This is a genomic window from Aromatoleum sp. (assembly GCF_036675785.1).
Taxonomy (GTDB): Bacteria; Pseudomonadota; Gammaproteobacteria; order Burkholderiales; family Rhodocyclaceae; genus Aromatoleum.
Window position 1 is genome coordinate 105,838 of record NZ_JAKFEF010000034.1, and the last position, 10,900, is coordinate 116,737.

11 protein-coding genes are annotated in these 10,900 nt (G+C 67.2%); 6 read left to right on the forward strand and 5 right to left on the reverse strand.

The genetic code is table 11. The features are described from left to right. The first annotated feature begins 26 nt into the window (after positions 1-26). Positions 27-338, forward strand: coding sequence for a hypothetical protein (locus V6M37_RS09185; RefSeq protein ID WP_332672523.1), 312 nt, complete (start codon positions 27-29; stop codon positions 336-338). A 640-nt stretch (positions 339-978) separates the two neighbouring features. Here V6M37_RS09185 and V6M37_RS09190 read toward each other — a convergent pair. Continuing rightward, complete coding sequence (locus V6M37_RS09190; RefSeq protein WP_332672525.1) at positions 979-1,998, reverse strand: Fe(3+) ABC transporter substrate-binding protein; 1,020 nt, start codon at positions 1,996-1,998, stop codon at positions 979-981. Positions 1,999-2,119: 121 nt separating this feature from the next. Between V6M37_RS09190 and V6M37_RS09195 the strand changes: the two genes are divergently transcribed. Both V6M37_RS09195 and V6M37_RS09200 read left to right on the forward strand, forming a co-directional pair. Beyond that, positions 2,120-2,449 carry a DUF2325 domain-containing protein gene (locus V6M37_RS09195; RefSeq protein ID WP_332672527.1) on the forward strand — a complete coding sequence of 110 codons (330 nt, stop codon included), beginning with the start codon at positions 2,120-2,122 and terminating at the stop codon, positions 2,447-2,449. Positions 2,450-2,497: 48 nt separating this feature from the next. After that, entirely contained in the window at positions 2,498-3,376 is an 879-nt protein-coding gene (locus tag V6M37_RS09200) for an alpha/beta fold hydrolase (protein WP_332672529.1), read from the forward strand. Positions 3,377-3,420: 44 nt separating this feature from the next. Here the strand turns inward: V6M37_RS09200 and V6M37_RS09205 are convergent, their stop codons facing one another. The 3 genes from V6M37_RS09205 to V6M37_RS09215 are packed head-to-tail and all read right to left on the reverse strand — an operon-like array spanning position 3,421 to position 6,526. Continuing rightward, the gene (locus V6M37_RS09205) at positions 3,421-3,990 is read right to left on the reverse strand and encodes a C40 family peptidase (RefSeq protein ID WP_332672531.1); all 570 of its coding nucleotides are present in this window, start codon (positions 3,988-3,990) and stop codon (positions 3,421-3,423) included. Beyond that, positions 3,987-4,631, reverse strand: a complete 645-nt coding sequence (locus V6M37_RS09210; protein ID WP_332672533.1) for a 3'-5' exonuclease — start codon at positions 4,629-4,631, stop codon at positions 3,987-3,989. Before V6M37_RS09210 ends, V6M37_RS09205 begins: the two co-directional genes overlap by 4 nt. After that, entirely contained in the window at positions 4,628-6,526 is a 1,899-nt protein-coding gene (locus V6M37_RS09215) for a DUF294 nucleotidyltransferase-like domain-containing protein (protein WP_332672535.1), read from the reverse strand. The genes V6M37_RS09210 and V6M37_RS09215 overlap by 4 nt, the downstream gene beginning before the upstream one ends. Before the next feature lie 241 nt (positions 6,527-6,767). Between V6M37_RS09215 and V6M37_RS09220 the strand changes: the two genes are divergently transcribed. From V6M37_RS09220 to V6M37_RS09230, 3 genes are all read left to right on the forward strand, one after another. After that, the gene (locus V6M37_RS09220; RefSeq protein WP_332672537.1) at positions 6,768-7,277 is read left to right on the forward strand and encodes a PilZ domain-containing protein; all 510 of its coding nucleotides are present in this window, start codon (positions 6,768-6,770) and stop codon (positions 7,275-7,277) included. 110 nt (positions 7,278-7,387) lie between these two features. Then, positions 7,388-8,215, forward strand: a complete 828-nt coding sequence (locus V6M37_RS09225) for a flagellin N-terminal helical domain-containing protein (protein WP_332672539.1) — start codon at positions 7,388-7,390, stop codon at positions 8,213-8,215. 106 nt (positions 8,216-8,321) lie between these two features. Further along, positions 8,322-9,320, forward strand: a complete 999-nt coding sequence (locus V6M37_RS09230) for a flagellar hook-length control protein FliK (RefSeq protein WP_332672540.1) — start codon at positions 8,322-8,324, stop codon at positions 9,318-9,320. A 154-nt stretch (positions 9,321-9,474) separates the two neighbouring features. Here V6M37_RS09230 and V6M37_RS09235 read toward each other — a convergent pair. Then, positions 9,475-10,900: flagellar biosynthesis protein FlhA (locus V6M37_RS09235; RefSeq protein ID WP_332672541.1), on the reverse strand; the 1,426-nt coding region annotated here is incomplete at its 5' end.

Below are 10,900 nucleotides of genomic sequence, written 5' to 3' on the forward strand. Positions count from 1 at the left end.
GGAAATCCAAGTATCGGAAAGCTGACATGAAGATCCTGCTGTGGTGCCACGACCTGATGACCCGGATGCGACTCGAGTCGGCCTGGAAGGCCGTCGGTGTGACGATGTTGAAGAGGAAGTCGACCGAAGTGCCCGATTGCATCGTGATCGACCTCGGCAACAGCCGGGCGTTTGAACAGATCCGAGAGTTGCGCGCGGCGCATCCCCAGGTCGACATCATCGCCTTCGGAGCGCAGATGGACAGCGACACGTTCAGGCAGGCGCAGGAGGCCGGCGCCACCGACGTCGCCGCGTCCGGGTCGATCGAACACCGGGTCACGCGTCGTTTGTCGAATTGAAAAATCCGACCGCGCCGCGCGTCTTTTCGCGTGGCCGCTAAGCCGCCAGATCGGATGGCAGGAAAAGCCCGAACAATGGGATAATGCCGCGATGAATTCCCCGCAACCGATATCCCCGCGTCGTCGCCTGCAGGAGCTCCTGGCCATCCCGGACAGTCAGCGCACCGACGCCGAGTGGGACGAACTCAACGAACTCGAAATCTCGCTCGCGCCCGGCAACCGTGCCGGCGCCCCGGATCCCGTCGTGCGTCGCACCGGGCAGGCGCCGGGCGGGGGGCAGCGCAAGCCGCCTCGCGGCCCGCGAGCCGATCGTCCGCCGAGACCTTCCGGTGCGCCAAAGCCCGCCCCCGCCCAGGCGAAACCCGCCGAAGACGGGCAGCCGCGAAAGCCGACACGAAAATTCCGCAAGCGTCCGCCGAAGCCGCCGGCTGAACAATAAGCGCGCGTCGCAGCGCGCCGGAGCGGCCGGTCTTCCTGGGTGTCGACGTGTCTGCCGCAATATTCCGCCACCGTTGCATGGGTGGCGGCCGTAGCGCGAAATCCGTCTCACCCGTACTCCTGCCGCTGCCGCACCCGTCGCACGCCGTCGAAACGAAAAAAAGCCGCCCGAAGGCGGCTTGTCGTTCGCGGCCCGCGCGGATCAGCGGAAGCCGGCCCGGTCGAACACGCGCTGGGCTTCGGCGGCGGTCTTCGCCAGGCTGCCGATCGGCTGCGTGTCCGCCTTGAAATCGCCGAGCTTGTCGAGCGCCGGGTTCGACACCTTGACGCTTTCGACGACCGGCCATTCGTTGTTGCCGTTCGCGAAATACTTCTGCGCGTCGTCGGACGCGAGGTACTCGAGGAACTTGACCGCGGCGCCCTTGTTCGGCGCGTTCTTCAGCATGCCGGCGCCCGACACGTTGATGTGCGTGCCCCAGGTCTTCTGGTTCGGCCACACCGCGCCGATCTTTGCGACGACGGCCTTGTCCTCTTCCTTCGTCGAATTCATCAGGCGCGCGAGGTAGTAGCTGTTCGCGATCGCGACGCCACATTCGCCCGCCGCCACCGCCTTGATCTGATCGGTGTCGCCGCCCTTCGGCGCGCGCGCGAAGTTCGCGACGAGGTCCCGCGCCCATTTTTCGGTGGCTTCGACGCCGTTGTGATTGATCATCGCCGCGCCGAGCGAGATGTTGTACGGGTGGCTGCCCGAGCGCGTGCATACCTTGCCCTTCAGCGCCGGGTCCCCGAGGCTTTCGTAGGTCTGGACCTGCTCGGGCTTCACGGTGTCCTTGTTGTAGACGATCAGGCGGGCTCGCGTCGAATAGGAGTACCAGTCGTCGGCGCGCAGGTGGGCCGGGATCCGCTCTTCGAGCACTTTGGATTTCACCGGCGCGAAAATGCCCATTTCATCGGCTTTCTCGAGACGCGACGCGTCGACCGTGATGAAGACGTCCGCGGGGCTGTTCGCGCCTTCGTTGCGGATGCGTTCGAGCAGCTCGTCTTCCTTCGCCTCGATGCGGTTGATCTTTATCCCCGTCTGCTTCGTGAAGTTCGAGTACAGCGCCTCATCCGTCTGGTAGTGGCGCGCCGAGTAGAGATTCAACTCGCTGTCGGCGGCATGGACGTGCAGGGCAGAAAGACCGAGGCCGATCAGGGCGGAGGCAAGAATGCTCTTCTTCATGACGTAATGCCTTTCAGGTGTGTTAGTCGATGTCAGCATAGTAACGATAGCAATTCGCAGTTGCAATCGATTCGTATTGGCTTCATCATGGATGCGAATAATTCGCAATAAGGAGACCTGCATGAACGCCCTGATCGTCGGCGCCGACCGCCTCGGCAACATTCCCGATGTGCTGGCCGGCTTCGGAATCAGCATCGCCGCACATGTGAGCGGCCGCGACAGTTCACATCAGCGCCGGGGTGCCGCACTGCCGGCCGGGATCCAGCTCGTGATCCTGTTCACCGACTTCCTCGGACACAACGTCATGCAGCGCTTTCGCGACGCGGCAAGCCGCGAGGGCGTGATGCTCGTCTGCTGCCGCCGCTCGGTCTGCGCGCTGCAGCAGGCGCTGGGGCGCAAGATCAGCCGCGACGACTGCGCGGGGTGCTTTGGTGCGTGCCAGAAGAAGTGAAGCGGCTGCAGCGCCGCGATCCATGAGGCCGCTGCTACCATTAGCCGCATGAAACAGTACCTCGAATCGCGATGCGAGCAGCTCGAAGTGCGCGGGCTGCGCTACAACGTACGACACTGGGGCGAGCCCGACGCGCCGCCGGTGTTCTTTTTTCACGGCTGGATGGATAGCTCGGCGACATTCCAGTTCGTCGTCGACGCGCTCGAGCGGGAATGGCACGTCATCGCACCGGACTGGCGCGGTTACGGGGCCACGCAATGGCTCGGGACGGCGTACCAGTTTGCCGACTATTACGCGGATCTCGACGCACTGCTCGCGCACTATTCGCCCGGCGTCCCGACGCGGCTCGTCGGCCACAGCATGGGCGCGAACATCGCGAGCATTTATGCGTCGGTGCGTCCCGAGCGCGTATCGCAGGTCGCGCTGCTCGACTTTCTCGGGCTGCCCGAAACAGATGCTTCCGATGCTCCGGCGCAGTTGCGGAAATGGCTCGACGGGGTCGCCGCCGGCGCCGCGAGCCGGGCGTATCCCGACCACGACGCGTTCGCCCGCCGGCTGATGCAGGTGAATCCCCGCCTGACGCAGGAGCGCGCGGACTTTCTTGCCGGACATATCGCTCGCCGGCGCGCCAACGGACAGGTCGAGATCGCGGCGGACCCGTGGCACAAGACGCGATCGGCGAAGCCATACCGCCTCGACGAAGCGATGGCGTGCTGGCGCGCGATCGAAGCGCCGGTGCTGATGCTGATCGCCGATCGTGGCTACATCCACGACCGCTTCGACAGCATTCCGGGCGAGTGTCAACGGCGGTTGGACTGTTTCGCGGGGGCGCGCGTCGTCACGATCCGCGACGCCGGGCACAACATCCAGCACGACCAGCCGGAGCAGGTCGCGGCGGCCCTCGAGGATTTTCTTTCGCGCGATTGATTCCGCCCGGCCCGCGGTGCTGGGACGCCGGACGGATGCCCGAGTTACGGCATCGCGGGCAAGGCCGCTTCCGCGTCGGGCAGCAATCTGCGGGCGCCGTTGAAGCGCTTGGTCCAGTACGCGGTGTCCATTTCCTCGATGCGCACCTTGCCGCCGCGCGAAGGCGCGTGAAGGAAGCGGCCTTCCCCCATGTAGATGCCGACGTGCGAGAACGCGCGACGCATCGTGTTGAAGAACACGAGGTCGCCCGGCTTCAGGTCGTCCATTCCGACCTTGTCACCGAGGCGTGCCATGTCGCGCGCGGTGCGCGGGAGATCGAGCCCGAGCGCGTTGCGAAACACGTTTTGCACGAGGCCGCTGCAGTCAAGGCCGGTCTCGGGCGAATTGCCGCCGAAGCGGTAACGGATGCCGAGGTAGTCCATGCCCTGGTTGACCAGGTCCTGCGCCGCGGTGCCGTAGCGTTCCAGCAGGCGGATTTCGTCGCTGTCCGGGCGCTGGAGATTTTCCGATGCGTGCAGCGGCGGGACGACGGCGATGAAAAGGGTGACGGCAAATACCGCGAGACGGCGCGTTGTGGGGGACGCGCCGGTAAGCGCGTTGCGGGAAAACTTCATCCGTGAGGCCTCAAGTGGCGGCGCGAGCGTTCCAGCTCGGCAAGGCTGCGCGGTGTATTCAGGCCGAGCGAAACGGCCCGGGGTTGTGCGGCGAGCATCAGCTGGGCGATCGCCCAGGCATCGCCGAGCGCGTGGTGGCGCTGGAAGGTCTCGATGCCGAACGTCTTCATCCAGTCGGCGAGGCGGGCAGGGCCCGCGATCCGCTCGCCGTAGAGTGCGGGCAGAAGCCAGTACAGGTCGATCCACAGCCATTCGGGCTCGACCGCGAGGTGCTGGGCGAGCGCGCGTTCGAGCATGTCGCGGTTGACGCCCGAGTTATAGACGACGACCGGGCCGCCTCCGGAGAATGTCAGCAGGTTCGTCAGCGCCGTCGCGGGATCGGGGTCGAGCTTCGCGTAGAAGCTCTCGTGAGGAGACAGCAGGCCCCCGTCGACGGCGACCGCGCCGACCGCGAGGACATGGTCGCTGTCGGGATCAAACCCGCTCGCCTCGGTGTTGAGGACGACGTAACGGGATTCGAAATGCTGCAGGCCGGGACCGGGCGCAGGCAGCGCCTGCCAGCGCGCGAGCGCGTCGCGCAGCGCCGGATCGAGCGCGCCGGCGTCGTTTCGCGTCGCGAGGAGCCGCGTCAGCCAGCTCACAGCTGATAGTCCAGCTTCAGACGCAACTGGAGCTTGCGTGCCTGCCGGAATGCTTCCTTCAGGATGCGCCGGTCGAGCTCGTTGAGTGCGTCGGGATCGATCCGGTTGTCGCCCGGGGCGTCGTGCTCGGTGTCGAGGTGCTGCGCCCGCAGGCGCAACAGCTGGATGAAGTGGAAACCGTCGATCAGCGCCGCGGTTTCCTCGGCCTGGATGCCGAGCTTCGTGCCGGCCTGCCGCAGCCGCTGGACGGTGCTGCTCGGCGCGATGCCGGTTCGCAACGCCTGGATGCGGGCGACGTCGACGAAGAGGCGGGCGCCGGATTTCTTCAGGTCCACGGTGCCGTCGTCATCGACGACGAAGTCGCGGATGCGCCCGAGGGGCGGCGGGACGTCGAGCGCATTGGCGGCCATCATCCGCAGGAAAGTCGCATTTCCCTTCACCGCCCGATTGAGCCAGCCGCGCAACTGGTCGCCGAGGCGCTCGTCGCCGCACAGGACGCGGTAGTCGAAGAAGATCGTGGCGTTGAGCAGGGCCTGAGGATCGGGTTCGCGGATCCAGTCGCCGAACCGGCCTTTCCACTCGTCGAGCGTCAGGCACAGGTCCGGATTGCTCGCCATGATGTTTCCCCTGCACAGCGGAAAACCGCAGGCCGCGAGGTTGTCGTTGATTTCCTTCGCGAACGCGACGAGCCGCCGCTTCAGCGCGTCCTGGTCGGTCCCCGGCGGGCATTCGTAGATCAGGCCGTTGTCCTGGTCGGACGACAGCGTCTGCTCGTGCCGCCCTTCGGAGCCGAAGGCGAGCCATGCGTAGCGGATGCCGTAGATGTCGTGGTGCGCGACCGCGAGCTCGATGATGCGCCGCGTCAGCGCGTCGTTGAGCGCGGAAATGAACAGAGTAAGCTGCTCGGCGCCGACACCCTGCGCGATGAGGTTCAGCGCGAGCTGCCGGATGTCGCGGCTCGCGCGCTGCAGCGACTCGATGTCCTCGGCGCCCTCGATGCCCGCGCGGACCTGCTGCAGGCCGATCCGCTGCAGCGTGAAGAGGTCGCGCTCGGAGACGACGCCGGCGAGTTTGCCGTCGCTGTCCGTGACGAGGAGGTGGCGCACGCCGTGGGTCGCCATTTCGAGCGCCGCGTCGTAGGCCGACGCGGATGCGGGCATCGCGTGCGGTGCGTGCGTCATGACCTCGCCGATCGGCCGCTGCAGATCGAGCTGCGGCAGCACGACACGCGGGAGCAGGTCGCTTTGCGTCAGGATGCCGACCGGCCGCTGCTCCGCGTCGGCGACGACGATGCAGCCGACGCGCATTTCCGCCATCCGCTCGCAGGCGAAGCGGATCGTCCCCTCCGGGGCGACGAAGACGGGCGCCTTCTTCACGAGCTGGCCGAGCGGCGTGGTCATCGTCTGCTGCTCGGCGGCACGCTGCGAAAACGTCGCTTGCAACTGCTGGCGCGACTGGTTCAGCAGGCTCGCGATGTACTGCGTGCAGAAGACGTGGAACACCGGGCTCATCTGCATGAGCCTGAGGAAATCCTCGGCCGGCAACTGGTAGACGAAGCTGTCTTCGACGGCGACGTACGCGTTCGTCGATGGCCGCTGAGCCGAAAGCGCGCCGATCGGGAAGCATTCGCCCGGACCGAGCGTCATCATCGTGTAGTCGGTGACGCTCGCCGGGCCGTACTGGCGCGCCTGCACCTTGCCGCGCTGGACGATGTGGAAATACTTCGGCTGGCCCGTTTCAGGCGTCAGGATTTCGCTGCCTTTCGCGTGAAAGGCGAGGACCGCGTGCTCCGCGAGGAATTCGAGCGCCTGCGGCTCCATCCCATTGAACGGGGAGAAGCGCTTGAGGAAATCGGAACTGGCTCCCACGAGCATCTCGGGCGCGGTCACGGACATCGGCGTGTCGGGTCGAAAAAATCCCCGCATTATAGGCGTGCTACCCGGAATCAGGGATCGTCGTCGCGGCCCGCGCGCATTTTCGCGCTGAATGACGCGCAGGTGACTCGGTTCTCACTGAGCTGCGTCGGATCTTGCTTCGATGCGGTCAGTCGGGCACATTCCGCTCCGCTGAAGCGGGCTGGTGTCGGCCGCCGGAGCGCGCCCGGCCCGCGGGCCCGCATTTCTGCGAGAGTCGAAGATGAAAGACGGCAATTCCGGAGGAGCGTCTCCGAAGAAGGCTTCGTGGTGGTCGAGACTGTTAGGTGACGATGAGGACGAGAACGCGCCGTCGAGGCCGGCTCCGGCACCGGCCGAGTCCGACGCGCCGCGTGCTCCGCCCGAGAACCGGCGAGCGACAGTGCGCGTCGATGCGCCGCTCGGGCAGCAGGACACGGTGCGCTTTTCGGCGCGCGGCAAGCCCTACGAAGCGCCGATCCATGACCTGTCGCTCGGCGGTGTCAGCTTCTGGCTACCGCGCGGCGAGTTCGCGCTGCTGACACCCGGGATGACGCTCGCGCACGCGACCGTCGAGCGCGGCGAGCACAGCTTCGTCGCTGACCTCGAGGTGCGCGGCACGCGCAGGGTCAAAAGCTTCCTCGGCGGTGAGCAGCTCCACGTCGGCTGCCAGTTCGCGCCGCTCGGTGACGATGAGCTGGCGACGCTCGAAGCGGTGCTCGCGGAACTCGGCGGCGGCCGCCCGCTGGAGTGATGCGAAAGATTTTTGTCGAACGCGTTTAAGTCGGCGCGAATCCGCGCCGCCCTGTACGGTTGAGGCCAGCGAAACCGGCCGCAATGCACCAACCTACAGGAGTAGTACAAATGCTTAGCCTGCACACCAACGCCGCCGCCCTCTCGACCCAGAACGCGCTCGGCAGCACGCAGAAGGGCCTCTCCACCTCGATGTCGCGCCTCGGCACGGGCTTCCGCATCAATTCCGCGATGGACGACGCGGCCGGTCTGCAGATCGCGACCCGCCTGAACGCGCAGAGCCGCGGTATGGCGGTCGCGCAGCGCAACACCCAGAACGGCATCTCGATGCTGCAGACCGCCGAAGGGGCGCTGAGCGAAGTGTCGAACATGGTCCTGCGGATGAAGGACCTCGCGACCGAAGCCGCGAACGGCACCGCGAGCGCCTCCGACAAGACCGCAATGGAAGCCGAGTTCAACGAACTGGGCAACGAAATCACCAACATCATGACCAACACGAGTTTCGGCGGCCAGGCACTGCTGACCGGCGGCAAGCTCGCCGCTGCGGTCGCGTTCCAGATCGGATCCTCTGCTGCCGAAACCTACAGCTTCGACGCCTCGACCGAGCTGACCGCGCTCGACACCGCGATCACCGCGCTGAAGGCGGGCGACCTCGACGCGGCTGCGAACGGGGCGATCACGCTGGCGAGCACGACGATCGACGCGATCGGCACGATGCGCTCCAAGCTCGGTTCGGGCGCCAACCGCCTCGACCACGTCTATAACAACCTCGCGAACATCCGCACCAACACGGACGCCGCGAAGGGCCGGATCATGGATGTCGATTACGCGTCCGAGACCGCGAACATGACGACGAAGCAGATGCTGATGCAGGCCAGCACCTCGATGCTGAAGCAGTCGGGCAGCATGTCGCAGCTCGTGATGTCGCTGATGCAGTAATTCCGTGCGGCGCAGCCTTTGCTGCCGCACCGACCTCGAAGGCCGATCGCTTACGCGGTCGGCCTTTTTTTCCATTCCGCTCGCCGTCGCATCCGTGGGAGCCTGAATGAGCATCGACAGGATTCCGGCCGTCGTCCAGACGCCGCATGCGCGATCGCGCGCGGACGAGGGGCGCGGCCCGCTGACCGAGAAGGGCGACACGCTGCGGCTCGCGTTCGAGCGCGCCGCTGGTGACGACGTGCTCGCGGTGGACGAGCGCGGCTTCGCACTGCGCCTCGCGGGCCTCGTGCGCCACGCCCGCGACTTCGTTCCGGGCGATGTGCTGCTCTTGCGCGTGCTCGCAACCGCGCCGCGGCTCGAACTCGAATTTCTCGGCACCTCGACGACGGCGCGCGATGCGACGCGCGTCGGCGGGGCGGCGTTCGCTCCGGCCGAGCTTGCGGCGATGCGACTCGACCAGACGGTCGTGCAGCGGATCTCGTGGCTGCTGCCCGACGCGGCCGCGCTCGCGACGACGTGGTACCTGAAGCTGCGCGACGCCGGGCGCACAGGGGGCGTTCCCGCGCCGCTGCTGCTGCCGGCGCCGGCGGAAGCGGTCCACGAGTCGCCCGCCGCCGCGGGGCAGGGCGGGGTCGAGCGCTGGACGGTGCCGGTGTTCGCGTGGGGAGGACTGCCCGCGCTGCTGCGCTTCGTGCCGGTCGCCGACGACGAAGACCCGCAGGCACACCGCCGGCCCCGCGCGGTTGCGCTACGCATCGAGCTCGCGCTGCCGCGGCTCGGCGCGATGTCGGTGCAAGCCGTCGTCGCGGCCGGTGCGGTGCGGCTCGTGCTCACGGCCGAGGGTGATGCGGCGCTTGCGGCGCTGAACGACGCGCTGCCCGCGATCGCGGACGCGCTCGACGCGGCGGGGATGGCGCTCGCCGACGCGACGATCGTGCAGGCGAGTGTGCCGCCTGGACGCGCGAAGAAGTTGTCGGATGCTCAGGTGCTGCAACTCGCGTCGATCGCCGGTGCGCTGACGCCGGGACCGTTCCGCGCGGTCGCGGAAGTCGTCGTCGTGCTGCTGTCGGCGGCGCTCGCCGGGGAGGGGGCGGCGAGAGGCTGAGCGGGGCGTCGGCGTCCCGGCTTCGGAAGCTGCGAACGACTCGGCTGTGCCGATCGATCGACGCGGAGCCGACGCGGCCGTCCTCTGACACGTCTTGTCGGATCATCAGGGCGGCTTGCGCTCGCCCCGCCCGCGACGATTTCTCTTCAGTTCCTCAGCCGAGCGAGCCGATGATGCTCACTTCGCGTTGCTCGGGAATCTCGTTGTACGACAGCACCGCGAGCCCTGGTGCGAAGAGACGCGCGTAGCGCGCGAGCAGCGGGCGGATCTGCGGCATCACGAGAAGCAGCGGCGCGGCCGACTGCTGCTTCATCTGGTCGCGCGCGAGCGGCATGTTCGTCTGCAGCTGCGCGAGCAGGTTCGGGTCGACCGGGTAGTTGTCGAGCGCGATCTTGCCCGCTTGGCGTGCCTGGTTCAGCGAACCGAGGAGCATGTTCTCGAGCTCGCCGCTGAGGTTGAACGCCTTCATCTCCGGTGCGTTGCCGAGGATCCCGGCGACGATCTGGCGGCGCAGCGTGCAGCGCACCTCGGCTGCGAGCAGGATCGGATCCTTCGTGTTCTCGGCGTTCTCGACGAGCGTCGTCGCGATCGGCACGATATCCTTCAGCGACACGTGCTCGGCGAGCAGCGTGCGGAACACCTTCAGCAGCTGGCTGTGTGTGTAGGCCTTCTCGAGGGCGGCCGCGAGCTTCGGCGCAAGCGCGCCGAGGCGTTCGATCAGCGCGGGCACGTCCTCGTGGCGCAGCAGCTCGGTCAGGTTGTCGCGCACGAGCTTCGCGACGTGCGTCGCGACGATGCTCGCGATGTCGACGACCTGGTAGCCCATGCCGAGCGCGTGCGCCTTGTGCTCCGGCGCAATCCACACGACCGGCATCGCATACGCCGGCTCGATGCCGGGAATGCCGTCGATTTCGCCGTACACGTGCGGCGACGGGATCGCCATCAGGCGGTCCGCGCACACCTCGGCCTGTGCGATCGGCGTGCCGGACAGCAGTACGCTGTACTGCGCGGGCTTCAGCGCGAGGTCGTCGCGGGCGGGGATCGGCGGCAGCAGCAGGCCCATGCTCTCGCTGATGCTCTGGCGGATGCCTCGCAGCCGCTTGCCGAGCGGCGCGCCCTGCGCCTCGTCGAGCAGGCCGACGAGCTTGTAGCCGACCGACACCGACAGCGGCTCGACGAATGGCAGGCTGCGCCAGTCGAGCTCGGGCGGCTGGCCGGCGACGAGCGTGGCTTCGATTGTCCCGGTGTCCGGCGCGGCCGGCTTCTTCGCGAACAGGCTCACACGCCACGCGACGAACGCAAGCACCGCCGCGAACGTCAGGAAAGTCAGCAGTGGCATGCCCGGGATCACCGCGAGCACGAACATCAGGCCCGCGGCGCTGTATAGCACCTGCGGCGACGCGAGCATCTGTGTGCCCACCTGCTGCTCGAAATCCTGCGCGTCGTTGCCGATGCGTGTGACGATGATCGCCGCGGCGGCGGACAGCAGCAGCGCGGGGATCTGCGCGACGAGTCCGTCGCCGATCGTCAGCAGCGCGTACAGTCGGAACGAGTCGCCGATCGACAGGCCGTGCATCAGC

Coding starts and splice junctions, on each gene's coding strand:
- V6M37_RS09190 (WP_332672525.1), bottom strand. CDS start 1,998: ATGAAGAAGAGCATTCTTGCCTCCGCCCTGATCGGCCTCGGTCTTTCT.
- V6M37_RS09225 (WP_332672539.1), top strand. CDS start 7,388: ATGCTTAGCCTGCACACCAACGCCGCCGCCCTCTCGACCCAGAACGCG.
- V6M37_RS09185 (WP_332672523.1), top strand. CDS start 27: ATGAAGATCCTGCTGTGGTGCCACGACCTGATGACCCGGATGCGACTC.
- V6M37_RS09230 (WP_332672540.1), top strand. CDS start 8,322: ATGAGCATCGACAGGATTCCGGCCGTCGTCCAGACGCCGCATGCGCGA.
- V6M37_RS09195 (WP_332672527.1), top strand. CDS start 2,120: ATGAACGCCCTGATCGTCGGCGCCGACCGCCTCGGCAACATTCCCGAT.
- V6M37_RS09205 (WP_332672531.1), bottom strand. CDS start 3,990: ATGAAGTTTTCCCGCAACGCGCTTACCGGCGCGTCCCCCACAACGCGC.
- V6M37_RS09200 (WP_332672529.1), top strand. CDS start 2,498: ATGAAACAGTACCTCGAATCGCGATGCGAGCAGCTCGAAGTGCGCGGG.
- V6M37_RS09215 (WP_332672535.1), bottom strand. CDS start 6,526: ATGTCCGTGACCGCGCCCGAGATGCTCGTGGGAGCCAGTTCCGATTTC.
- V6M37_RS09220 (WP_332672537.1), top strand. CDS start 6,768: ATGAAAGACGGCAATTCCGGAGGAGCGTCTCCGAAGAAGGCTTCGTGG.